29 protein-coding genes are annotated in these 24,181 nt (G+C 36.5%); 17 read left to right on the top strand and 12 right to left on the bottom strand.

Going from position 1 to position 24,181, the window contains the following annotated elements; translation table 11 throughout:
* Positions 1-272: 272 nt before the first annotated feature.
* From C0J00_RS07240 to C0J00_RS07225, 3 genes are all read right to left on the bottom strand, one after another.
* Entirely contained in the window at positions 273-1,088 is an 816-nt protein-coding gene (locus C0J00_RS07240) for a TIGR03943 family putative permease subunit (RefSeq protein WP_104968248.1), read from the bottom strand.
* Entirely contained in the window at positions 1,085-1,990 is a 906-nt protein-coding gene (locus tag C0J00_RS07235) for a permease (RefSeq protein ID WP_104968247.1), read from the bottom strand. Before C0J00_RS07235 ends, C0J00_RS07240 begins: the two co-directional genes overlap by 4 nt.
* Positions 1,991-2,161: 171 nt before the next feature.
* A complete protein-coding gene (locus tag C0J00_RS07225) occupies positions 2,162-2,293 on the bottom strand; it encodes an SPJ_0845 family protein (protein WP_104968245.1) in 132 nt (43 codons plus the stop codon).
* A gap of 114 nt (positions 2,294-2,407) precedes the next feature.
* Between C0J00_RS07225 and C0J00_RS07220 the strand changes: the two genes are divergently transcribed.
* The 4 genes from C0J00_RS07220 to C0J00_RS07205 all read left to right on the top strand — a co-directional run bounded on the left by C0J00_RS07220 (position 2,408) and on the right by C0J00_RS07205 (position 5,391).
* The gene (locus C0J00_RS07220) at positions 2,408-3,376 is read left to right on the top strand and encodes a magnesium transporter CorA family protein (protein ID WP_104968244.1); all 969 of its coding nucleotides are present in this window, start codon (positions 2,408-2,410) and stop codon (positions 3,374-3,376) included.
* 191 nt (positions 3,377-3,567) lie between these two features.
* Positions 3,568-3,951 carry a VOC family protein gene (locus C0J00_RS07215; protein WP_104968243.1) on the top strand — a complete coding sequence of 128 codons (384 nt, stop codon included), beginning with the start codon at positions 3,568-3,570 and terminating at the stop codon, positions 3,949-3,951.
* Positions 3,952-3,966: 15 nt separating this feature from the next.
* Entirely contained in the window at positions 3,967-4,575 is a 609-nt protein-coding gene (locus C0J00_RS07210) for a DUF1349 domain-containing protein (protein WP_104968242.1), read from the top strand.
* Between the two features lie 12 nt (positions 4,576-4,587).
* Positions 4,588-5,391: a Cof-type HAD-IIB family hydrolase gene (locus C0J00_RS07205; protein ID WP_104968241.1), complete on the top strand. Its 804-nt coding sequence runs from the start codon at positions 4,588-4,590 to the stop codon at positions 5,389-5,391.
* Between the two features lie 707 nt (positions 5,392-6,098).
* On the opposite strand, the gene C0J00_RS07200 is transcribed toward C0J00_RS07205, so the two are convergent.
* On the bottom strand, positions 6,099-6,323 hold the full coding sequence (locus C0J00_RS07200) for a hypothetical protein (protein ID WP_158667323.1): 225 nt from the start codon (positions 6,321-6,323) through the stop codon (positions 6,099-6,101).
* Between the two features lie 448 nt (positions 6,324-6,771).
* Here C0J00_RS07200 and C0J00_RS07195 point away from each other — a divergent pair, with 448 nt between their 5' ends.
* Entirely contained in the window at positions 6,772-7,515 is a 744-nt protein-coding gene (locus C0J00_RS07195) for a LytR/AlgR family response regulator transcription factor (RefSeq protein WP_104968239.1), read from the top strand.
* The gene (locus C0J00_RS07190) at positions 7,512-8,819 is read left to right on the top strand and encodes a GHKL domain-containing protein (RefSeq protein ID WP_104968238.1); all 1,308 of its coding nucleotides are present in this window, start codon (positions 7,512-7,514) and stop codon (positions 8,817-8,819) included. The genes C0J00_RS07195 and C0J00_RS07190 overlap by 4 nt, the downstream gene beginning before the upstream one ends.
* Positions 8,820-8,899: 80 nt before the next feature.
* Here the strand turns inward: C0J00_RS07190 and C0J00_RS10450 are convergent, their stop codons facing one another.
* From C0J00_RS10450 to C0J00_RS07180, 3 genes are all read right to left on the bottom strand, one after another.
* Positions 8,900-9,037 carry a bacteriocin gene (locus C0J00_RS10450; RefSeq protein ID WP_158667322.1) on the bottom strand — a complete coding sequence of 46 codons (138 nt, stop codon included), beginning with the start codon at positions 9,035-9,037 and terminating at the stop codon, positions 8,900-8,902.
* Between the two features lie 148 nt (positions 9,038-9,185).
* Positions 9,186-10,511 carry a bacteriocin secretion accessory protein gene (locus tag C0J00_RS07185; RefSeq protein WP_104968237.1) on the bottom strand — a complete coding sequence of 442 codons (1,326 nt, stop codon included), beginning with the start codon at positions 10,509-10,511 and terminating at the stop codon, positions 9,186-9,188.
* A 9-nt stretch (positions 10,512-10,520) separates the two neighbouring features.
* The gene (locus C0J00_RS07180; protein ID WP_104968236.1) at positions 10,521-12,671 is read right to left on the bottom strand and encodes a peptide cleavage/export ABC transporter; all 2,151 of its coding nucleotides are present in this window, start codon (positions 12,669-12,671) and stop codon (positions 10,521-10,523) included.
* Between the two features lie 306 nt (positions 12,672-12,977).
* On the opposite strand from C0J00_RS07180, the gene C0J00_RS07175 reads away from it, so the two are divergent.
* From C0J00_RS07175 to traF, 5 genes are all read left to right on the top strand, one after another.
* Entirely contained in the window at positions 12,978-13,190 is a 213-nt protein-coding gene (locus tag C0J00_RS07175) for a Blp family class II bacteriocin (protein ID WP_104968235.1), read from the top strand.
* 8 nt (positions 13,191-13,198) lie between these two features.
* Positions 13,199-13,396: a Blp family class II bacteriocin gene (locus C0J00_RS07170; RefSeq protein ID WP_104968234.1), complete on the top strand. Its 198-nt coding sequence runs from the start codon at positions 13,199-13,201 to the stop codon at positions 13,394-13,396.
* A 31-nt stretch (positions 13,397-13,427) separates the two neighbouring features.
* Positions 13,428-13,802: a hypothetical protein gene (locus tag C0J00_RS07165; RefSeq protein WP_104968233.1), complete on the top strand. Its 375-nt coding sequence runs from the start codon at positions 13,428-13,430 to the stop codon at positions 13,800-13,802.
* 243 nt (positions 13,803-14,045) lie between these two features.
* Positions 14,046-14,342: a bacteriocin immunity protein gene (locus tag C0J00_RS07160; RefSeq protein ID WP_104968232.1), complete on the top strand. Its 297-nt coding sequence runs from the start codon at positions 14,046-14,048 to the stop codon at positions 14,340-14,342.
* A 554-nt stretch (positions 14,343-14,896) separates the two neighbouring features.
* A complete protein-coding gene (traF, locus tag C0J00_RS07155) occupies positions 14,897-16,084 on the top strand; it encodes a conjugal transfer protein TraF (protein WP_104968231.1) in 1,188 nt (395 codons plus the stop codon).
* Positions 16,085-16,440: 356 nt separating this feature from the next.
* On the opposite strand, the gene C0J00_RS07150 is transcribed toward traF, so the two are convergent.
* Together C0J00_RS07150 and C0J00_RS07145 are read right to left on the bottom strand one after the other, a co-directional pair.
* A protein-coding gene (locus C0J00_RS07150; protein WP_199773958.1) for an IS3 family transposase occupies positions 16,441-17,786 on the bottom strand; the annotation gives its coding sequence in 2 pieces (ribosomal slippage) (positions 16,441-17,345 and positions 17,345-17,786; 1,347 coding nt in all).
* An 88-nt stretch (positions 17,787-17,874) separates the two neighbouring features.
* The gene (locus C0J00_RS07145) at positions 17,875-18,021 is read right to left on the bottom strand and encodes a bacteriocin class II family protein (RefSeq protein WP_104968230.1); all 147 of its coding nucleotides are present in this window, start codon (positions 18,019-18,021) and stop codon (positions 17,875-17,877) included.
* Between the two features lie 202 nt (positions 18,022-18,223).
* Between C0J00_RS07145 and C0J00_RS07140 the strand changes: the two genes are divergently transcribed.
* The 6 genes from C0J00_RS07140 (at position 18,224) to C0J00_RS07115 (ending at position 21,686) form a co-directional block, all read left to right on the top strand.
* Positions 18,224-18,520: a bacteriocin immunity protein gene (locus C0J00_RS07140; protein ID WP_104968229.1), complete on the top strand. Its 297-nt coding sequence runs from the start codon at positions 18,224-18,226 to the stop codon at positions 18,518-18,520.
* Positions 18,521-18,759: 239 nt separating this feature from the next.
* Positions 18,760-18,924: a bacteriocin immunity protein gene (locus C0J00_RS07135; RefSeq protein WP_104968228.1), complete on the top strand. Its 165-nt coding sequence runs from the start codon at positions 18,760-18,762 to the stop codon at positions 18,922-18,924.
* A gap of 157 nt (positions 18,925-19,081) precedes the next feature.
* Positions 19,082-19,393: a role in replication gene (locus C0J00_RS07130; RefSeq protein ID WP_104968227.1), complete on the top strand. Its 312-nt coding sequence runs from the start codon at positions 19,082-19,084 to the stop codon at positions 19,391-19,393.
* Positions 19,394-19,406: 13 nt separating this feature from the next.
* On the top strand, positions 19,407-19,727 hold the full coding sequence (locus C0J00_RS10645; RefSeq protein WP_104968226.1) for a bacteriocin immunity protein: 321 nt from the start codon (positions 19,407-19,409) through the stop codon (positions 19,725-19,727).
* A 49-nt stretch (positions 19,728-19,776) separates the two neighbouring features.
* Positions 19,777-20,193, top strand: a complete 417-nt coding sequence (locus C0J00_RS07120; protein ID WP_104968225.1) for a hypothetical protein — start codon at positions 19,777-19,779, stop codon at positions 20,191-20,193.
* Between the two features lie 446 nt (positions 20,194-20,639).
* Entirely contained in the window at positions 20,640-21,686 is a 1,047-nt protein-coding gene (locus C0J00_RS07115; RefSeq protein ID WP_104968224.1) for an LLM class flavin-dependent oxidoreductase, read from the top strand.
* Between the two features lie 135 nt (positions 21,687-21,821).
* On the opposite strand, the gene C0J00_RS07110 is transcribed toward C0J00_RS07115, so the two are convergent.
* The 3 genes from C0J00_RS07110 to C0J00_RS07100 all read right to left on the bottom strand — a co-directional run bounded on the left by C0J00_RS07110 (position 21,822) and on the right by C0J00_RS07100 (position 24,063).
* Positions 21,822-22,019, bottom strand: coding sequence for a hypothetical protein (locus tag C0J00_RS07110; protein ID WP_104968223.1), 198 nt, complete (start codon positions 22,017-22,019; stop codon positions 21,822-21,824).
* A 579-nt stretch (positions 22,020-22,598) separates the two neighbouring features.
* A complete protein-coding gene (locus C0J00_RS07105) occupies positions 22,599-23,570 on the bottom strand; it encodes an anti sigma factor C-terminal domain-containing protein (protein ID WP_104968222.1) in 972 nt (323 codons plus the stop codon).
* Positions 23,548-24,063, bottom strand: coding sequence for an RNA polymerase sigma factor (locus C0J00_RS07100; protein WP_104968221.1), 516 nt, complete (start codon positions 24,061-24,063; stop codon positions 23,548-23,550). Before C0J00_RS07100 ends, C0J00_RS07105 begins: the two co-directional genes overlap by 23 nt.
* Positions 24,064-24,181 lie beyond the last annotated feature (118 nt).

Genomic DNA, 24,181 nt, shown 5'->3' with positions numbered 1-24,181 from the left:
TCACTTTATTTAATAACGATTCTTAGCCGAAAGATACTAGCTTAACAGTATCTAACACTCGAAAAATCAAAATCTGACTAGGAAAGGCGTAAAGTTCATCAAGGTAAACTTGACAACATCAGATTTTGATTTTCAATGAGTATAAGTTTACTGATGAGTGTTGCTTTCTGATACTGTTTTGTTCGCTAAACATTAGAAATAGGTTGGGCAATTTTGCCCAACCTACGAAAAGCTAGAGATAAGTTAATGATTATAGCTCTGCTAAATGATGTTTAAAAGACACGATAAACATAGGGATTCTCAGGTTCTGAGACAATCTGACTGTTTTCAATATGAAGCACTGGAAGAGTCTCTTCTAGTTGGCTATTGTATTCGGTTGTGATGGTACCATTAACCTTGAGCCAAGTATTATTGGCATAGCTTTGGCTATTACCTGTAGTAGATAAGCCATAGACGCCTGAATCAGCGATACAATGAATAACTCCAAAACGAAAGAGATACTGGTAGCCCTCGTGCCCAGGTTCATTATAAACAAAGCCTGTAAAAGAAATCTGCTTTCCTGAAAAGACGTCAGGATAGAGGTAAATCAGTTCCATAATCTCCATATAATTCTCAGACTTGATATCAATGGTATCGAGATTTTTGTAAGCTTGCAACTCGCGCTGCATCTCTTTTTGATAGGCATTTTTCGTGAAGTAAAGACTGGTATCTGGCTTCAAATATTGTACTCTAGTACCATCGTCTGATTCTCCCTGACCGACGGAACCAACAGCAGTTGGGAAGGTATATCCCTTAGCTGAAACTGTTGTGGAATCAAGGGTAACTGTTGGTACTAACAATCCAACTAAAACTGGAAAGACAAGAATCATAGGACTAGTCAACTTGGCGAATTTTCCAGACAAGTGCGAATGGAGCCTAAGACTTTTCATCCAAATCATGAGTTGAACAACTGCTAGAATGAACGATAGAATCATAGCAATAAAAGCCAAATAGGAATAATGAGTATTGATGTATTGATCCAGCTTACCGGACAAGTAAAGATACATACTGAGCTCAAAATAACCAGTTAAGATTAGAAATCGAATCATGCGAAAACTCCTAAAGCGAGACAATAAAGGGTTACAATGATCGCAGAGACTGCGATAAACTGGAGGATAAAGTTCTTTTTGAAACTGTTCCACATCATCATGAGATTTTTGATGTCAATCATGGGACCGATGAGGAGGAATGCCATAACAGGTGCCGCTCCAAAGCTAGAGAGAAGGCTAGCCCCGATAAAGGCATCGGCTTCGCTACAAAGAGACAAAACGAAGGCTAAAATCATCATGACAAAAATCGCTGTTAAAGGATTACCGCCGATAGTTGTCAAAATTCGTGTTGGAAGGTAAATTTGCATGGCAGAGGCAATGAGACTCCCAAAAATTAAATAGCGACCCGTATCAAAAAATTCATCTATAGCATGCGATAGGGCATAAAAGATTTTTTTAGGTTGGCTATGGTCAGAATAGTCGTGGAAATGAGGCGCTTTTTTTGGCGGTATCCTAATATCGTCATCCGTTAGATAAGCTAGAAGAACACCAAGAGCAACTGCTACCAAGATAGCACCTGCTAGACGCCAGATGACAAACTGCCAAGAATTCCCAAAGGCTGAATAAGTTGCCAAAATGACGATGGGATTGATCACTGGGGCTGTCGCTAAAAAAGGGATAGCTGTGTAACTAGGCACTCTTTTTTCCATGAGACGATTGACAATTGGTACAATACCACATTCACACGAGGGGAAAATGACCCCAATAAAAGTACCGAACAAAATGCGTAACAAGCGGTTTTTAGGAAGATGCTTCAAAACCTTATCAGGAGTGACATAGACTTCGATAAATCCTGTTAAAATAGCACCTAGAAGAACAAATGGCAGTGCTTCAATAATAATGGACATGAATATAGCCATCCATTGTAGAACACTGTCGGGCAACTGATTAAAAAATGACACGAAAAACCTCACTTCAACCAAGACTTGGCATAATGGAAAAGGACGCCTAAGCAAAATGCAAGGACCATTATGATCAGTAAATTAACAATAAAAGACCATAGAAGGCTATCTGTTAAAAGGATAGCTAATGAACCAAGGACCATATAAAAAATAAGGTCGATTTTAGAAAAATTAGTTTTTACTTTCTTTTTGGTCATCGTCTTTTTTCTCTTTTTTAGGGTCTGAATCCGTATTGTCAGGTAGTTTAGCAAAGCTTGCAAACATGCTTTCAAGTTGATCTTCTTTTTTATATGAAATAGCCATAAGGCACCTCCAAATTGATGTTGTTTCTATTATACTATCATTTCCTTAAATAAGAGAGAAGAAAAATTATCAAGAGCGTGATATACTAGTAAAAACAACAAGACGAGGTTTCTGATGATTACAAGAGAACATTTCGATAGCTTTAGCTGGATTGATATTGATATCGATGAAGTTAGAGATGCTGAAAAAATTGCTATGGATTATGGTATCGACCCTGAAGTAGCAGCTTATGCCCTTGATAAGAATGAGCTTGCTCATGTGGAGTACAACCGTAAAACGGGTCAGCTCCTCTTGATTTATAATGTTTTAAAGCTTATTAAGGAAGATAACAGTTTTCAAACGGTACCAATTACCTTTATTGCTCAAGATAATCGCTTGATCAGTATGTCTACCAAAGAAACAGACTACATCGTCAGACGCTTACAAGCCTTAGCCCAAGATAACCATGATATGAGCCTGTATGATTTTTTATTTTCTAGTCTTGTGGAAATTTCAACACCTTATTTTTCAGTGATTGAAAAACTAACCCATGAGCGCCAAGTGATCAATCAGCAACTCCGTGCCAAAACAACTAAACAAGGGCTTCTAGCATTATCCGATATTGAAACAGGCAATGTTTTTCTGGCTTCTGCCTGTCGACAAAATGCGGTGAGTATTGAGCGGATCAAGAATCAATCCCTCTATTTTCATCTAAATGAAGAAGAAAAAGAGCAACTGGACGATGCTTTGGTTGAAGCTAAGCAGCTGGTTGAGATGACCGAGATGACATCTGAGATTTTGGCACAATTAACCGCAACTTATAATAACATCTTAAACAATGATCTAAACGATACCATGACCATGCTGACGATTGTGTCCTTACTCATGACTATCCCAAGTGTTGTGACGGGCTTTTTCGGGATTAATGTTCCCCTACCAACAGTTTTTACGGAAAGTAAATATGGATGGATTTTGGTTATCCTTTTGTCGGTCTTCTTATGGATGGTCATGTCTAAAATGTTGACCTACATGATGGGGCAATCCTTCTTGATGAGCTTCAAACAATTCTTTAAAATGGCCTTTAAAGGGAGACGTAAATCATAGTATTGTATCAAAAGACGCTAGTATAATGCTATCGTGTTGTTTGTTTTTCATTTATAATAAAAGAAAAGACTAATACTTGAAGAAAATCACAACCTGACTAGGAAAGGCGCCGCAGATAGAACGAAAGTTCATCAAGAGAAACTTGAGAATGTCAGATTTTGATTTTCAATGTGTATAAAAGAGGTATCTCAATGAATTTAGTAATAGAACATGTTGGTCTTTGGTGCCAAGATTTAGAAGCTATGTGTCATTTTTATGAAACTTATTTTGAAGCAAAATCATCAGAGAAATACCACAATCCAACATCCGGTTTTTCATCTTACTTCTTAACCTTTTCATCAGGGGCTCGTTTAGAACTGTGTCATCGTTCTGATATTAAAGAAGGTGATAAGGCTACCTTTGGATTAACGCATTTGGCTTTCTCATTAGGGTCAAAAGAAGCGGTAGATGCCTTTGCTGACAAGATGCAAGGTAGTGGCTTTCCTATGGTCAATGGTCCAAGAACGACAGGAGACGGTTATTATGAAGCGGTCATTTTTGACCAAGAAGGCAACCAGTTGGAACTAACTATTTAGAGATGAGGTGTTTTAATGACGAAACCTGATTTAAAGGATTTCCAGTGGACGCGTCCACCCCAAAATTATACTGTCACGGAAGATAAGGTGACGATTACTACAGAGCCTGGAACGGATCTTTGGCAGAAGACCTATTATCATTTTGTTAATGACAATGCGCCGCTTTTTCAGATGAGAACAGAGGAACCTTATTTTTCTTTTACGGTCAAGACAAATTTTGAAGATAGCCATCATCGTTTTGATCAGTGCGGTCTGATTCTTTATCAAGATAGTGAGAATTGGATTAAGGGCTCCATCGAGTACGAAAATGACAACTTCCAACATCTGGGTAGTGTGGTGACCAATCATGGCTATTCGGATTGGGCAACTACCGAAATTTCAACAGATGTCAAAAGTATGTGGTATCGCTTGAGCCGTCGCGAACAGGATTTTTGTATTGAATGCTCTACTGATGGCGTGACATTCCAGCAGATGCGCGTGTGTCATCTCCATCAAGCTGACGGACCTGTTAATATTGGCATTTACGCCTGCTCGCCAGAAGAGTCTAGTTTCACTGCGGTCTTTAGTGACTTTGATTTCGGTCCTTGCCAGTGGCAAGCGCATGATGGGCAAGCACCGGATTAAGGGGTGGATGCAATGACAGTAACAGTATTTGCAACAGATATGGACGGCACCTTTTTAAACTCGCAGAATGATTATGACCGTCTTCGTTTTAAGAAGATTTTCGAAGAGATGCAAGCTTCAGGAGTCCGTTTTGTGGCTATTTCGGGTAATCAATACCATCAGATCCGTTCCTTTTTTAAAGATGTTGAAAATCAGATGACAATCGTTGGTGACAATGGTGCTTATATTGTTGAGAAGGGGGTTCTTTTAAAGTCATTGACGATTTCAACAGATGTTATCCGTCAAGTTATCGCCTTTGTAGAAAAAGAAATTCCTCAGTCTCAGCTATTACTTTCAGGTGAGAAGTCAGCTTATGTCAAAACCTCCATGCCACAAGCTGATAAGGATTATTTCAAACTATATTATCACCAGTTTAAAGAAGTGCCATCATTTGAAACGCTTCCTGATGATAACTTTCTCAAACTATCTATTAATATTCCACCTGAAAAGACAGATACCATTAATGCTTATTTTAACAAGGCTTTTCCTGGTCAGATTACAGGAACATCTAGTGGCAATGGTAACATTGATTTAATTGCGACGGGTGTGCATAAAGGTGCTGCATTGGGCTATCTTTTAGCAAAATGGGGACTCAGCTCAGACCAGCTAGCAACTTTTGGGGATGGCGGAAATGATATAGAAATGTTGGCAATGACTGATTACTCCTATGCTATGGCTAATGGGTCTGACAAGGTGAAGGCAGTAGCCAATTTTCAAGCTCTATCTAACGATCAATCGGGTGTCTTAACGGTTATTGAAGACCTGCTTTGCAAATAATGATGTCATTTTTACGAGAGAAGTTAACCAAGTAACCTAACTTTTAGCAGGGCAAACTTAACTTAAAAAAATAGCCTATTTTGCCGAAGAAAAGGCTGGTCAAAAAGATTAAAATATAAAATAGCTTAGAATGATCTTGTTCAGAAATGTCATTCTAAGCTTTTTATATGGTTTCATGAGAGTGGAATAAAAATCGGTAACTCGAAGGGGTCGATTCCCTCTATTCATTCCTAGATAGGGCTAAAACGATCTCTTCTCAGCACTACCTCCGCACAGCTCAAATAGTTTATTAAAGGGGTTGAGTGTCTGCGTCTCAGTTCCTCTTATCTGAAAGCTAATCCATTTGACGATAATCTAAAAAGGCAAGAATTTTTGTCTCAAGCTTCTTGCACTTTCACTCGCCCTTGTATTCTCTATTAAGTCATCGCTATCTTTATTAATCTTGGTTTAAGTAATTGTTCTGCTTATCGATAGAGAGACTGTTGTTATCTCTATTGTTAAAAAGAGCTCAAGATCTTTTATATTTATACTTGAATGCTCTAGTAGATTTGGCAAGAGTATTTTTTGGAAATTGATCTCTCAGAATGAGACATGGATAGAGGTGTTTGTTGTGTCATATAGACAGTACAGTATATCTTGACTTTTTTAACTGCCCAATGATTGGTTAAGGAAACGCTGCTAATGAAAATAGTAATCCCTTAGAATCCTTATTCATTGGGGAAAAGTCGAAAAATGCCATCTAAACTACGGTCGATTTGTTTTTTATATGCTTTTGGTGACCAATGTTGAATGGGATTAACCAGTCCAAGCAGATGGTAGCCTTTCTTAAAAAGGAGATCATAATCAGGATGGCGTGAGATGAGAATAATTGGTGTTTTATCATCATAGCGACGGATACTGTCTAACAAATCATATATTTCTATAGTTGACATAAAATAGGACTGGACAATGAAGTAGGCCTTAGGGTGGGGCTGTCGTTGAATCCTCTCTGTGACTGATACCCCCGTCTGTTTGTGGCGTTTATGATTGACCAAATAAAGATACACGATGCAGCTTGTGAGTAAACTTAAAAGTGACGACGATGAAATAAATATCTTGCTTTGTTTCATAGTCTTATCCTAACAGAAGATTGCTCAGCTTTTGATTCAAATCCTGAACGGTTCTTATTTTGTTCTGAATGGTTGTTCCTACTTAAAAATGACTTATTTTTGCTCATCATGTCATTTTATTAGATGATTTATGATAAAATGATGAGGGTTATATAAGTTTTAGTCCCTATATGATGAAAAATATAAGGGTAGTATTGTCATATTTTAGTGACTTTTGAAATGATAATTGGTGGTAAGCAATTTAACTTAAAAATGAACTGAAGGAGTAGGTGTGAACATATACATATTGGAGGATGATCTTTTCCAGCAATCGTATTTAGAATTTTTGGTTGAGGATATTTTGGCAGAAAAACACTTAACAACTAGTAGTATCTTTTCTTTTGATGAACCAAAATCATTATTAGCTGCTATTTATGGTAAGGGGCAGAAGCACATTTTTCTGTTAGATATCGAGATTCACCAAAATGAGCAAGCGGGCTTACAGTTAGCACAAGCTATCAGAGAGCAGGACCCTTTAGCTACAATCGTTTTTATCACGACCCATACTGAAATGATGCCACTTGTCTTCCAGCTGCAAGTCGGTGCCATGGATTATTTAGACAAGGACCTTTCCAGAGAAGACTTGAAGCAAAGGCTAACATCTTTGTTGGAAAAAATAAACGAGAGTAATGAGCTAGTAGATTTGGAGGACTACTTTATCTATGAGACGGAGTACACAGAGGTCCAACTCCCCTTTGCTAAAATCAACTACATCGAGACCTCACCAAGACCCCATAAATTAATCCTCCACACCAACACAGACCGTATCGAATTTACGGGGAAACTGCAAGAAATTCTCCAAAAAGAAAAACGTTTCATCAAGTGTCATCGCTCTTATCTAGTCAATCCGAAAAATATTAGTAAGATCGACATCAAAGAAAGAACAGCCTATTTTAGTGACGGCAGTTCTTGCATCATTTCACGAACAATGGTGAAAGAGTTGAGGAGAATAGTGAAAGAAGGGAGAGAGGTGTGAGTATTCTTGAAGCAGTTGATATTATCCTCAGCCTATGGATTCCCATATATCTTTACACAAAGGTGAATGGATTTCGTTTACACCTGAAAGAATCCCTACTGTATATAGGAATTCAGCTAATTACAGGGGTTTTAGTAGCAGTTAGCCAAGTACATCTTTTGGATTATGCTAAATCAATGTTTGATATGCTTATCTTGTCCTTCATTATCGGAAGAGATATCCTGAAAGTATTGGTCATTTTTTATGCCTTATTTCCGCTAACCCTAAAAGAAATCTTTAGAAGGTTATTATTCTTTTTAATTTTGCCAGTTTTCGGTGACTCTGAGAAATTTTATGACAATTATGCTAATAGTATTATTCTCTATATCATGTCATTTTTATTAGTTTTACTGTTTTTGAGGATTTTTGATTACAATTTTAGTCATTTAAAATCAGTAAGCATCAGAAAAAAAGAAAAATCATTATTGCAATTTGCCAATATGTCGATGCTTATTTATTATCTCTTGATGCAGGTACTGACTTATAATGAATATGAAAATCTGATTCATACAGAGGAACTGCGAAAATTCATCGTTGTTTTTTATTTGTTATTTTTTATTTGGCTGATTAATGCACTTGATAAAGAATTACGAGCAAGATTGCAGGAGAATTTAATCTTTCAAAAAGAACTTCAAGTTAGGAATTTAGTTGATTATACCGGTCAGATTGAGAATCTTTATAAAGAGGTGAGAAGTTTTCGCCATGATTACAATAATATCTTGAGGACTATCGAAATAGGGCTTCAGACCAATGATATAGTGATGATTAAATCGATTTATCAAAGTGTTCTAAAGGAATCCAATCAGAAATTTAGAACTCAAAAATATGAAATTGGAAAACTTGTCAGTATTAAGTCGGAAGCCTTAAAAAGTTTATTGGCTGCCAAATTGGCGCAAGCTGATGATAAAAATATACTGGTAAAACTTGAAATTCCTAATGATATTAACCAAGAAGGGATGGAATTACTAGATTTTATCACGATTGTTTCGATTCTATTTGATAATGCTATTGAGGCTGAAAAACCTAGTATTGGGATAGCTTATTTTGAATCAAAAAGCAAGCAATATTTTATTATCACGAATGCTATTAAAGAAGAATCTATTAATATTGCCCATTTATATGACTATGGAAATAGTAGTAAAGGTGTTAAGCGGGGCATTGGACTTTATAATATCACTAAAATTAATGAAAAATATCAAAATGTTACCCTTCAAACAAAGAGCGAACACTATCAATTTAGGCAAGTTTTAGTAATAAGCTTGTAATACCTCTTTGACATTTTGACAACATGATAAAAGCACAACTAGTCGTAAATGATTAGCTGTGCTTTTTGAGATTTTTAAGTTTATCTGGCTTTTCGGTCTTTTTGAGCATTTTTGAAAAAGTTTTTTAAATCTCTCCAAAAGTCGCGATTTCCTCCGACAACTTGTGATAAGTCATCTTCAGATAATATTTTAAATGTTTTCGGTGTTTTTAACGTCATTGTAACATCTCCTTTCCTTAATGCTATCTAGTATAAACGAAAAATAACCATTCAGGATTTTTAATCCTGAATGGTTATTATTTTGTTCTGAATGGATAAAAAACTAAGAAATTCAAGTTAAATATAGCTTAAGTAAGTAGTATCGATTTTATCGCATATCATTTAACATCTTATCCTTGTAATAGTTAAAGAATGTTTTCTTTCCAATGATACTTGTGACTCTTCCTTGCATGCCATATTTGAGAATGCGGCTATCAGCTTCTGAAATCTTTGCTTGTGCTTTAACTTTAAAAAGATTTCCTTCTTTGGTTTCAGTTGAAGAGGCATCAATAGCTTTGACTTTACCAAGAAGGACGATGTCTTGACTACTGATTTTATCCAGTCTAAGACGGACAGTTTGTCCTCGTTTGATCGTCGCAATGTCATTAGAATTGACATAGTAGGTAATCATCACCTTTTTGGTTTGATTCATATCAGGAAGAATTTGCGCTATTTCTGTTCCTTTGGGAATGATACTGGTTTTAGATAAACTTTTTAGGAGATGAACAATGCCATCTTGTGGGGCTTTAATCGTATTATTTTGAACTTGAACATCAGCTTGTTGCAGTTTTCCTTCTAATTCTGCAATTTGATTGTTAATAGTGGTCAATTGGTCATCCGTTTTTTGGATATATTCTGTCCTAAGGATATCAATTTGTGATTGACTGTTTGAGGAAGCATTCTCTGTTAAAATGAGACCGTCTTCAGTTGATGCATTGGACTTCACACTTCTATTAGTTGTGAGCGTTAAAAGAGTGATTTTAGCAGAGCTGGTAGTAGACATAGCTGTTTGAAGAGATTGTACAGAAGGCTTTTGTGGGACTTGTTCCTGTATGCCAGTTGTTATATCAGGTTGATTGTTAGGGATGCTTGGTACTTGTGGTTCTTGCGATGGTATTTCTGCATCTTGTTGCGGTATTTGGTTAGGGTAAGATTGATTAGCATAGGGTTGTGACGGTGTCACCTTAGGTTCTAACTCTTTGACTTTAAGCATAAAACTCTGATAAGTATTGAGGTGACCAAATTCATCTACACCATCGTCAATGAAGAAGTTAACACCTTGTTTTAAACTGGCTTTTAAGGTTTCGAGTCCAATTTTTTGGCGTTTTGCACTAGCTAATTGCGTCTCCAGAGCTGTTTTCTGGGATTCATCCATGGTTTCAGAATAACTTAGGAGAAGATCGTCTTTTTTTACGACTTTATTTTCCTTGAGTTGGTGATTAGATAAGGGATTATCACTGGTAGATTGAATGGAAGCAATCACACTGGTTGGTGTGATTTCACCAACGGTTGAGACACTAATTTCTTTCTTAGCTATTAAGGAAAAGATAACTAGGAAACCAACTAGTAGTAGTAACGGGTAAATCAGTAAGGTCGCAAAGTTTTGGTAACGACGTCTATAAAATTCAGCACTTTGAAAAAGATTTGGATTCATAAAATCTCCTTATTTACTAAATAAATGATAATAAAAGCCTTGGCGTCTCACCAAATCGCTATGGGAGCCTTCTTCTACCACTTTGCCTTGGTCTAAGACAAGGATTTTCTCAGCTCGTTGAGCAATGCTGAGACGGTGCGCCACAAAGATAATAGTTTTATCAAGAGCTAAGAGGTTGTCAATGACTTTTTTCTCTGTGAGAACATCCAAGCCACTTGTCGCTTCGTCAAGAATGAGAACTGGTGCTTTTGTGAGCAAGGCGCGGGCTAGGGCAATGCGTTGTTTCTGTCCACCGGATAAGCCTGCGCCATCTGATAACTCCGTTTGATAGCCCATAGGCATTTGTTCAATATCCTGACGAATTTCGGCAATCTCACAAGCTCTTATAATGTCTTCTTGGCTAATCCCTTCTTGAACTCCTAGGGTCAGGTTGTCAAGGATGGAGCCATCAAAAATATAAGCCTGCTGGGGTAGATAATTAATATGGCGGCGTAGCACTTTCTTATTGAGTGTTTTAAGATCGTTACCATTCACTCGAATCGTTCCCTGATAAGGCTCATAAAAATTGACAATCATTTTAGCGAGAGTTGTTTTACCAGAACCACTAATGCCCACCAGAGCAACTTTTGTTTTTTCGTTGATGGTAAGGGAAATATCAGATAAGGTATCGCGTCCAAAACCATATTTATAAGAAACGTGATCAAAAATGATATCGCCATTAAGCATCGTAGCATCCGTTTCAAAGGTGTTGTCTTTAAATTCAGAATCAACTAGGTAAACTTCATTGAGGCGGGTATTGGCAACTTTTGCAGATTGTAATTTGGTTTGGAGGTTGATGATATTTTCTAAAGGATCCGTAAAATAGCTTAACAAGGTGTTAAAGGTAATGAGTTGACCAACGGAGATTTTTCCTTGAATCACAAGTCTTGACCCTAACCAAAGGATGAGGACATTGAGAATGAGTTGAGCGCCTTGCTTCAAAGCGGACTGAAGAGTAGACAGTTTGCTTAAAATGAAAGATTTATCGAGATAATCCACAAACTCACGGTCAATCTTTTGGTAACGCACTTCCTCACTGGTTAATGATTTAATCGTCTCAATCCCGTTGATATCCTCAATAATGGCTGAACTGACCATGGCATTACTTTGCATCACATCGTTATTCATCCGTTCAAAAGGTTTCATAAAGGCAAAAATAATGACAAGATAGACTGGAATAGAAACGAGTGACAGTAAGAAAAGATGAGGGTTTTGCAGTAACAAGACCCCACCGACAATGACAACGATTGAGACGTCTAGAAAAAGAGATAGGATAGTGGACGCTAGAGCATCAATGATAGCAGTGGCATCTGTAAAGCGTGACGTGATTTCTCCAGTACGTCTAGTCGCAAAAAAAGACATGGGAAGGTCAAAAATGTGCTTGATATAAGACAAAATAACATCGATGGTCAAGCGCTGACTGAGCACGGTAAGCAGATAATCCCTGGCAAAGGTCATCACTTGTTGGATAACATAAGTCACAATCAAGCCAACAGAAATGATCCCAAGCGTGGAGAGCATATGATTGGGAATATAATCATCTAAAATAGATTGCAGATAATAAGAACCAACAATGTTAATGATGGTCACAAGGAGGCTAGCAATGACAATCTGACTAATAACAGCTTTCTGCTTAAAAATGAGGGGCAGAAAACTGGTCAAGCCATTCTTTTTATCCTTATGGGGCTTGTAGGATGGTTTAGGTCCCATAAATAAGGCAACACCAGTCCATTCAGAAAGGAAGGTATCGTAGGACATTTTAGTGACTTTGACACTAGGATCAGGATCACCAATGACTAGCCCTTTCTTGCCAGCCTGATAGACAACATAGTAGTGTTGTAGTTTTCCTTCCTTATTGACATGTACGATGAAAGGATAGGGAACATCATCCATTTCAAAGAGACTAGCATCCGCTTGGATGGCTCGTGTTTCAAAGTCGATTTCTTGAGCAGCCTTGACTAATCCAAGAGCGGTGGTGCCCTCCTTATTGGTTTTAGCGAGTTCTCTTAAGTGAGCGAGTGAGTACCTAGACCCATAAAAAGCAGCAATAGAAGCCAAAGCTGCCACCCCACAATCCCTAGCATCAACCTGAGGGATAAAGGTTCGTTTGTATCTTGACATTAAAACTCCTCTAATCTTTTAATTTATCGTAAGCCATTTAATACTATCAAAAATAAAGTAATGAAAATGAAAAAATCCTAAATGGTTATCGAAACATCTTAAATGGTAAGAGAGCATAGGATGTATAGTGAAAAAATACTTCTTAAATGGTCTTTTTAGAATCTCCAATGGTTAATAATGACTATTTAGGAAAGTTCAACGACAATTTAGGATTTTGTATAATCTTTTTTTAAACAACTGCTATAATGAACTTGTGGTCGCGACCCACAACATAAAATAAGGAGGTATTCAGATGAGTACAAAAAAATGGAACAATTTGAAGTGATGGATGAAATGGCGCTTTCAAATATTGAAGGTGGAAACGACGTGCTTATTACAGCAGGTTCTGCTATTGCAGGTGGAATTGTTGGTTATTTGGCATGTTCAGCTAGTATTGTAGCTGCCCCAGTAGCTGGAGCCTGTGCTTATACTGGTGCTAAAATCGGAGGCGCTGGCTATTTAATTGCAAGACATAGTTAGGAGTAGTTATGGGTGAACTAAATTTTGAACAATTATCTCAAATAAGAGGTGGAGGAAAAAAAGCTGCAGATATTTATGTATCAGCAATATCTGGAGCTGCTCAAGGAGCAATGCTTTGTGCTCAAACTGGAGTAGTCGTCCAACCAGGAGTAATTTTAGGATGTGCTGGGGCTGGAGCAGTTCTTGGGGTAATGTTTCCTAGCTAAATAGAAAATTATAATACTTATGGAGGAAAATATGGATAAACTAAAACGTCTTCTTCGATGTGGATTTGTGTTGTGCTTGGTTATTGACTTGATAGTCTTTTATTTATTTTTTAAAACGATTGTTGATGACACGAGTGATTTAACAGTTTATTTCTTGTTATTGACAACTTTACATATATTAGTTGTTGTATGGGCTTATGTTATGTTAAAACGTTATAAAGCAAACTATGGCTTTTTAAATCAACAAAAGAAAATCGCTTTTTTAGGAGCAGTTGCCTCAGTTATAGTAGTTATTCCTCTTTTTATCTTAGGAGAGGATGCTATACCAATAGCAATGCTGTTAATAAATAGTGTTATATTCCTTCTATATCCAAATCGAAATCGTTATATTGGTCCAATAAAATAGATTGGGGACAATGTCCAGATTGGTTAGATAGGTCTCATATAATCTTTCATAAGTGGAAAATTACTGTGAATCAGGATGACTATGAATGAGTTATCTTGATTTTTTAGTTTAAACAATTGGACTGACCAAAAATAATCTTTTTCTTACCATTCACAACATTAAACCGACCGTTTAGGATTTATAGGATTGGTTTGGTTAAAGATATGATAGACTTGGTATAACTAAAACTTGGAGGATGCTTTCATGGGAAAATTAAAATGGTTTTCAGGTGGAAAAGAGCGAAAAGATAATGCTTCTGAATTAATTCAGAATTTAATTTTTGATTTAAAGAAAAATTCAGATACCAAGCAATTAGAACAATTACTTATATCCTATAAAAGGGAGTTGGATGAGGAAAAATCATCTGTACCTTTTATTCTAAGCCGATTGAATATATCTATTTCAAAAGTGTTGAGTGAAAATAATATTGTTTTGACAAAAAGTCAGAAAGAAATGTTGAAAAAATTAAGAGCCTTATCACATATCCGTTATGGGTATTAATATGTTTTAAACAACAAAAGAAAATAGCTCTTTTAGGGGCAGTTACCTCAGCTCTAGTAATTGTTCCTCTTTTTATCTTAGGAGAGGATGCTATAGCAATGGTAATGTTGTTAATAAATAGTGTTATATTCCTTCTATATCCAAATCGAAATCGTTATATTAGTTAAGAAGGCTAGTAATAAATTAATATTAACTAGTCTGAATGCCATATAATCTTTCATAAAAGGAAAATATCTGAAAATCAAGAAAACGTTTAATTAGTTTTCTTGATTTTTATTCGTTAGGAAAGTTTTTTAAGAAGAAAATTTAAACACAGAGGGGATGTTAGATAGTGAGAGATGATTTAAAAATTAGATGAAGAAAATATGACATGATAATTGAGTTTTTATATCGAGACATTATTGCTGATACTATTTGGCGATTTACATTATTTTTATTACTTAATAAAGTGGCAAAGCTTTTCCATTTAGGAAAGTTAGATGACCATTTAGGATTTGGTCATTTTTTGTCCAAAAAGTAATTAAAATAGAATTATAAAAACAAAGGAGTATGGTATGATTAAGAAAAATCTAAGTGAAAAAATAATTCTTGTAAGTTTGGTTGCAGGGGGAGTGTTAAGTGGAACAGTTGTGTTAGCAGATTCAAACACAGCAGCTGTCACCATGATAAATGATACAAGTGTGGCATCATCGAATATCTCAAATACCGAAATTAGCACAGAGCCTAAAAGTGACTCTGAGATTGAAAAATTGGCAGAGTCAATTGCAGACAATACAGCAGAGGATAATATCAGCATGGATATTTCCAAAGCTCCAAATACTTTAACTGAATCAAGTACTATATCAGATGATAATATCTCCGTAGATAATACAGAAACTATTGAGAATTCTAATGAATCAATTGTAGATGAGAAAATAACATTAGCTTCAGATAATACAGTGGATATTGAGCGCGAGGAGTACGAGGAGAATGTTTCTGAGTTTAAGAAAATCAGTATTAAAGATGTCGAAACATCTATTTCTGAAGACAGTTTATCTCATATCTTGTATTTTGGAAGGAAAACATGCTATTATTGTCGTCAATTTTCACCAGTTTTAAAAGAGTTCAACCAATTAGTAGGTGGTAGTATTGAATATTATGATCTTGATGGAGAAGATTTTGATGACAGAGCGAGAGATTTATTGTTTAGTACTATCGGTATTCCAGGGACTCCAACTGTATTGGTTATTAATAATGGCGTAGCTATTTCAGGATGGATTGGTGGAGGAATCAATGCTCATGAGCTGTATGATTATTTATTTTTAGGAATTGCTCCTAAGAATTTATTAATAACCTCTGATTCGGAAGAAGCAGCTTTACCTGATGAGGCAGAAAGGGCTGGGAGTGGAAGTGAAGCTTCTATTGATAAAACTAACATTCAAATTGAAGAAAAGGTTGATTATGAAAGTACTATTCTACCAAATAAGCTTAGAAAAACAGATGTTAAAGAAGAGATTTTCCAGTTTTCTAAAAAGCCATATAGATTAGACAAAAAAATAACGCCAAAAAATTGGGTACTTCTAAATGTGGATTCTACTGTATATCATAGCACGAGCTCTGATGGATTTCTTGACAAGAAGAACTTACCAGAAACGGGAGAAAACGAAGCATCTATCGGTTTAAAAGTCCTTTTGGGTTTTATTTTTGCAGTTATTGGACTACTTGTAAATAATAGGGAATCTGAACGAAAGAGTAAAAACTAGAATAAAGTTAACATTAAATTTTCTGCTCTCTTTATGAGTAATGTTGTTTAATAATTTTCCTATAATATTGATTAATCATCAAAAATATACGCTAATTGCTTTGCAGTGTGCATTATCTGTTGTTTAATTGTAATAATTTGAAAACTATGTAAATATCATTGAAAAAGAATGCTATGTCATTTGAAGTGACTCTAAAAAGTTAGATATTCTATTTAAGCTAAGAATATAGTTGCGTATTTCACAGAACTCAGTACTTTTCTACCTTTTGTCAAGGATATCAAGGTTTTAACTGAAGTAATGTTATGGATACACTTGAGAAGAATCTTTGTACTGACCCCAAAAAGTTGGACAACTCATTATTGAAAGGATTTAGTTCTGTATTGGACAGGACTAAGTCCTTTTAGTTTTACTTTAATGCGTTTGTTGTTGTAGTAATAAATATAGTCTATAATAGCTTCTTCAAGCTCGTCAAGGGATTGATAAGATGTCTCGAGTCCATAAAACATTTCAGATTTGAGAATGCCAAAGAAAGATTCCATCATGCCATTATCTGGACTATTTCCCTTGCGGGACATAGATGGCAGAATGCCTTTAGACTCTAAAAAATCATGGTAGGACTGGTGTTGGTATTGCCAACCCTGGTCACTATGAAGAATAGTTCCACTGTATGAATCTGCTGGAAATGCCTTATCCAGCATGGTCTGAACCTGTTTCAAGTTAGGAGATCGAGACAGAGTGAAATCAATAATCTCGCTGTTATAGCCGTCAAGAACAGGTGATAAGTAGAGTTTTCCTTCAGGTAAGGCAAACTCCGTCACATCGGTATAACACTTCTCGCAAGGCTTAGAGCCCTCGAATTGACGTTTAATTAGATTATCAGCCTTCTTACCAACTCCACCTTTGTAAGAAGAATACTTGCGCTTACGACGAATGCGGGCTGCTAGGCCCATGACTGTCATGAGACGTTGAACTTTCTTATGATTGACCACAAATCCACGATTTCTGAGTTCTAAATAAATTCGACGATAGCCGTAATTACCTTTATGTTCATCATAAATGGCTTGAATTTCAGTCTTAATTGCTTTGTTCTTGTCGAGTTTATCCAGTTGCTTGACTTGATAATAATAGGTGGAGCGAGGCATTTTAGCTGTCGCAAGTAGGAGGTCTAGTCGGAATCCTTCTTGGACCATGTCTCTAATTGTTTCTGCCGTTCGCGCGCTAGAGCTTCGTCCCTTAAACGAAGTTCTCTCAACTTTTTTAGAAAGGCCACCTCAGTTCGGAGACGTTCATTTTCCTCTTGAAGGCGTTCTAATTCCGTCATTTCATCCCAGGTTTTATTGCGTTTACGTCCCATCTTGCTCGGTCTCCCTCTTGGTTTTTCAAGAATAGTATAACCGTTTTTCTTGTATTGCGCTATCCAATTTGGAAGTATTCCTCGATTTGGCAAGGCATAATCAAGAGAAACTGAGAGTTGAGAACAACCATGAATCAAGACTTTATCTATTATTTCCTCCTTTAATTCGGGAGAATAATACCGATTGTTACCTTTTTCAACGACTTCTACGCCATACCGATCCATGAGGTTCATCATGTATGTGAGATTAGAAATATTAACATCATATTGTTGGCTAATCCAAGGCCACGACATTCCGTTCTTTCTCAGCTCATAGATTTCTAGTTTATCTTTATAACTTAACTTCATAGGAAAAGCACCCCAATCGTTAGATTTTGTGTCTAACTTTTGGGGTGCAGTTCAGATAAACATGTAACTAAGCGTTTTTTGTAAAAAATTAAGGAAGAATATTTTTATTAGCTTTCAATTTATCAATTAGGGTTAAGAACCAATTTGCCCCACCCTCGATATGTTCAAGTTCTTGAGATGTTAAAGTTGGAAAATTATCAATTGCTTTTAAATGTTTATTAGTTTGTTTTTTCATAAAAAAATCTCCTTATTTGTGATAATAAAATTATAGTATGTTTTGTAGCATTATTTATATTATTTCCTAAACAGTCATCGAAACGTCTTAAATGGTAAAAAAATACCATTCACAACATTAAACCGACTGTTTAGGATTTATAGGATTGGTTTGGTTAAAGATATGGTACACTTGTTATATCTCACATTTGGAGGATGCTATCATGGGAAAATTAAAATGGTTTTCAGGTGGAAAAGAGCGAAAAGTGGATGCTTCACTTCTTATTGAAGAGTTACTAATTGATTTGAAAGATGATTCAACTAAGAAGCCACTAGAACAAGTACTGATGCATTTTAAAGAAGAACTTAAGCTTGGGAAGTCATCAACGCCGTTTATCTTAAGTCGTTTCAATCTTGCGGTTTCTAAGGTGCTAAAGGATAATCAGATTTCGTTAACAGATAGTCAGACAGAAGCACTTAAGAAAATCCGAGATTTATCGCACATTCGCTACGGTTTCTAATAGGAGACTTGACGTATGAAAGGGAAACAACCAGACATCTAATCAGCTGAACAGGTAATGTAACGTAATGATCCAATCTTTTTTGTGAGACGATTTTGCTGTCATTTAGACAGCGCTGTGATAGGGTGCCTTAGGGGTATCGTTTGGGACTGATAACCGACCGTTCAGGATTTTATTGGAACAAGGCTATCGATAGATGATATACTTATTGAGACGACTTGTATTTAGGGGATTTAGTAATGATAAATAACCGAGAACGATTGTTAACAAAAGCTTATCATCTCATTTTAGACCCAACAGTCAGTCAAGATGAAAGAGATAGTTTAGTGGCCTTTAAGACTGATTTAGAGCAAGGTTCAGATGACAGTCGTAGTATGATGAAGCTTGCAGAATCATTGCGCTAGTTATCCGTGAAAGGTCTGAAAAACGGGGGGAAATTGTCTCTAAATGTGGCGACATGTTATCGAGAAATAGCTTATGATGGTGAAAAAAGTCCAATCTTGCTAGAGGATTTATGAGTATTGGTATGTGGGGACTTGGTAAATAATTGGGAGGTTTCAGATGACAGTTTTATATCGCAATGAACCTGTTGTGGTTTGGCAAGTTAATCGTATTGCACCTTATCCAGACTGGGTTCAAGAAGCATTTGATAAAAATATTATAGTCTGGGTTGATGACCATGTGAGAATTCTAATGGCTGCCTTACAACCTTCTGCCCTTGAAAATGCTAAAACTGGCGCTGTTGGAACAATGGCAGGTGGATTTGGTGGCTATGGGATGTATGTCCTGGCTTATCCAGGAGATTATCTTGATGTCAGTAATCATCGGGTGGTTTCGGAAAAAACGTTTCAAAAAGAATACAATATGATTTAAAGGTAAGGGAATAATGGTTAGCAAATTAAAATCGGAATTAAAAACTGAGTTGATGACAGTCTTGAGTGATTGTCAGGTGAAGAAGACTAGTGATTTACACTCATTATTCGCAAAATATAGCGCGACATTAGAAGAGGCCAAATCGGAGCGTGAGGTAATAACTATTGCGGCGCAATTAAGTCAATCTCTGTCTATTTATTTAATGGGTCATCGCTATGAGGCACCCAAGTCGGTTGTTGATTTTGGGGTATGGTTGAGTAAATATCCCAGCCTTAAACGTGGGCAACTAGCTCCCCTACTAATGCTAGCCCAGTCATTAGCGGGTCCACTGTAATATCACCCTCATCTCTGGTATGAAGTCGCAGTCTATAAAGGAAGAAAAAATGTCACATCGGACAAAAGAAGTGTTATGTGCTATAGCTATTAACAGTTTGATTACTTTGGTTTTGGGTTACTGTTTTGAACAAAGTCTTTGGCGAATCCTGTTTATGGAATTTATCATGCTCTTTTTGAATATGATTATTTTTTTGGTTTGCCTGCCAACTCGAGGTGAAAAACTAGCATTAAAAGAAGAAGTTATCATGTTTGGTCATTATTTGACTCAGAGTAAGTGGGCATTTATAGCTCTAATCATTTTGACGATCGTCTATGCATTGATATCACCAGAATGGTCCTTCAGTATTTATTTTCTAAGCCATTATGTACTGTTGTTTATCAATTTTGGAGTGATCAGAAGTCTCATGAATGTTCCTCTTAAATTTGATTACGACCGTGATGACGATTATCAAGAAGGGGAGTAGTCGTTGTTTTGCCGTGCTTGGTCTGCTACCTAGCGCTTTTGTTGCTATGGTTAGTTAATAGTATGAGAATTGAAAAAACGGTCTAGAAAGTAATTCTTTCTGATCTGGAAAAATTAGGTATCATGCGAGCTTCTAGTAACAATCGGAAAAATGCTTATTCTTTAATGCTTTCTTTCCAAGTTCGGAGTGAAATAGTCTACTTTTGAAATGATTGGATTCAAAAAAAGTCTTATTGCCTGATTGAGTTCTTTCAGTTAGCAATAAAAGGAATGGTTTGTCTGCTGACAGGTCTGTCTAGCTAAGATCGGTTAGGAACTTTAGACGCAGGTTATGGTTGAGCTAAACGAGCATATTAGATTGAGATTGGGTTTAATCAATCTTTTTTCTTGATAATATAACTAATTAGTAATAAAATAATGCTAAAATCAAAAATAGAGGTAAACTGAATGACCATTGAACTAGGCATCACAACTTTCGGAGAGACAACACCATTGGAAAAAACAGGAGAACTGTTAAGTCATAGTCAGCGTATTCGCAATCTTGTCGAAGAAATAGAAATGGCTGATAAAGTAGGTTTGGACGTCTATGCTATTGGGGAACATCACCGTGAAGATTTTGCAGTTTCTGCACCAGAGATTGTTTTAGCAGCAGGTGCTGTCAATACTAAGCAAATTCGCTTGTCAAGTGCAGTGACAATTTTATCATCGAATGACCCTGTCCGTGTCTATCAACAGTTTGCGACCATTGATGCTATCTCAAATGGCCGGGCGGAGATTATGGCGGGGCGTGGTTCCTTTATTGAGTCGTTCCCTTTGTTTGGTTATGATTTGCGTGATTACGATGAGTTATTTGATGAAAAACTAGATATGCTTCTTCAGATTCGTGACAATACCAACTTGACCTGGTCAGGTAAACATACCCAGTCTGTTGATGAAAAACCAGTATATCCCCGTGCAACACAAGAAGATTTTCCCGTTTGGGTAGCAACAGGTGGGAATCTTGATTCTACCGTTAAAATTGCAGAAAAAGGTTTGCCAATCGCTTATGCGACAATTGGTGGCAATCCTAAAGCCTTTGGTCAGCTAGCAGCTATTTACCGCGAAATTGGCAGTCGACATGGGCATGATTTAAGCCAGATGAAAGTTGCTGCGCACTCCTGGGGATGGCTTGAAAAAGATAACCAATCAGCCATTGATAACTATTATTATCCAACTAAAACAGAAACAGATAATATCGGTAAAGATCGACCTCACTGGTCATCAATGACCTATGAGAGCTATCTGCAACAAGTCGGTCCTGACGGAGCGATGTTTGTGGGGGATCCAGAACATGTGGTAGCAAAAATCATTGGTTTAATTGAAGCGCTTGAACTTGACCGTTTTATGCTTCATTTGCCGATTGGCTCTATGCCACATGAAGATGTGCTAGAAGCTATTCGTCTGTATGGAGAAGAAGTAGCTCCCATTGTTAGAGATTACTTTAAAGAGCGTTAAGTACAAAAAAATATTAGCTCTCTCACTCATTGGTGAGGGAGCTAGTATGTTTTATTTTGGCTTTAAGTCAGCTTTTTCAGAGATAAAAACAAGAAAACCGCCAATTTGAGCTGGCGGTTGATAGCTTTTGAATTTTTAGTTATTTTTCGAAGCTTTTCGGATGTTTTGAATGATGATAATCACAATGGAGACCAACATGATAGGAAGTGTTAGGCCTAAACCGAATACCGGTCCAAAGGGAAAATCACCGGGGTTTAACCAAGCATATAGAAACATCAACACCAGACAAACAATAGCAACCGCAACGGAAAAGTACAAAACCTTTTTAGCCATAATGAACCTCCTTTTCTATCTTACCGTTATCATAGAATAAATCCAGACATTAGTCAATTCTTGATAGACAATAAGACAAAAACTCAACCGTAAGCTACTTCAGAAGACATAAAGGAAGATGTTATTTGGATTGAAGTGTTAGAATACCTAAAACATTATGTCTCCAAAATAGTGATTTAATCAAGTTTAGGTTGAGAAATATTTCGTTTTTAGGTTTGCTGATGTGTCATTTTTTTTGGAATTAATGACCTTACAGATGTTTATACATCTTAGCTGTCAAATCGAAGAACCGTTCAATTAATTGATTGTGTTCTACGATAAGATTATAGAGCAAATCTTCACATAAAAATGTCAGCTTTTAGATGAACTTTATCTCGCTGCTCAATGGCTTGGTACCATTCTTAACTACCATAGAAATGTCTCAGGATAAGATAGTCAGAGTAGTGGTCTTCAAATGCTTTTAGACTAGTGGATAGAGATTCAATGAGTCGTTTCATGTCATGGTATTTATCTTCCAGCAATTGAAGTTTTGGCTAGCATTTGTAATCCTTTGAATTTACTTTCTTTAAAAAATCAACTTTATTTGCTTAGTTGGTGGTAGGGTTGGATTGTGACCGATTGTCCAATGCTGCTGGCAAAAATCCAATCTTCAGAAGCTAGTTGGGCAAAATTTTCAGCGCGACCTGTTAAAATAGCGCCACTAAAAGTGGCTTTATCGATATCTTGATTATTTTTGAGATAATCTTTAGCATCTGTTTCTAGATTGAAATGATAAGAAGACTTACCTTCAGTTGTTGTACCGTAAGTTTTCGCAAACATACCATCTTTGATTGCCTTGTTTAAGTTAGTGCTAAAGAAGTTTAGATCTTCTTGCGATAAGGAATTATTGGCAAATAGACCAAGTTGATCGGAAGGCGGCAAAGTAGAAACGTCAAAATTGCTAGACGTTCCGATCCAGAGCCAGTTAAGCATGAGGTTTTTAGGAAGTTTCTGAGCTAATTCTTTATACGTATAGGGCTTATCAAAGGTGATAGCCACCTCAATTGCCTGCCCTTGCATGTCCTTAGCTATATCTATTTCTTTAGCAACCTTATGGTTTTTACCCTCACTCCTAAAGTTAGTGTTATAAAACATTGGGGATTTGTAATTTTCTTTCATGGTATAAGCAGGACTGCCATCTGATTCTTGAAAAATCCAGTCTGCTTCAGTTGTATCACCATTACGCCACATAGAATAGTTGGCCTCGTAAGTCTCATAAGGGACGGTAATACCATTAATATTTTTAAAACGATCAGAGGTGAAGTTTCCAGTAGTTGTGGAGGTTGGGTTAAAATACCAACTTTTATATTGCACATTTGGATAGGCGATTTGGGAACGAAGGAGATAGTCATCTTTAACACGATTGCCGTGGTAACTGGTCAATTCAGTCATCCCTTTTGCAATCACGACACCTAGTGCTAAGGCTCCGATAATACTGAGACTAACCGTTTTCCAAAGTTGTTTGCGCTTGCTCTTTTTAGCAATTGTTTCAAAGTCCATTGAAGTCTTCATAATAATATCCTTCCATTTCTAATTGTTGTTTTAGTTTTCGACGGCCTCGCATGAGGGTTACTTTAACCTTGCTCTCGGAGAGAGATAAGATATGGCAAATTTCTTTAATAGAAAAATCTTGAAAATAAAAAAGGTCGATAATGATACGATATTGTTCAGGTAAGGTTATCATAGCCTCATACAGGGGATTAAAATCGCTGGGATTTTTCTCGATGACATTTTCGGTTTTAAAAAATTCTTTTTGTAAGATATCTAGATAATTCTGATGACGTCGAAAGCGATCGATATATTTTCTGACAGCTACTCGATACATCCAAGCTCTGACTTTCTCATGTGGTAATATAAGATCACTTTCTAGCATCTGCACTAAAACGTCTTGGGTGACATCTTTAGCATCTTCTATAGCTACACCAGATTTTGTTAAATAAAAGACGATTTCATTAGCAAATCCGACAATTTCTGCTTCATAAGCGTCAAGCTTGATGGTTCTCACCTCCTTCTTTCACTAATATAACGAATGAGATTTAAAAAGGTTACACTTGGATTTTTTATTGACAAGTAAATGCTTACTTTCAGTCCTGATCTTAGCCAGTTCATTGTTAGATTTTTGG

This window comes from Streptococcus pluranimalium, from assembly GCF_002953735.1.
Lineage (GTDB): Bacteria > Bacillota > Bacilli > Lactobacillales > Streptococcaceae > Streptococcus > Streptococcus pluranimalium.
The sequence above is the reverse complement of the archived record's forward strand: the minus strand, read 5'-3'. Positions and strand labels throughout refer to the sequence as shown.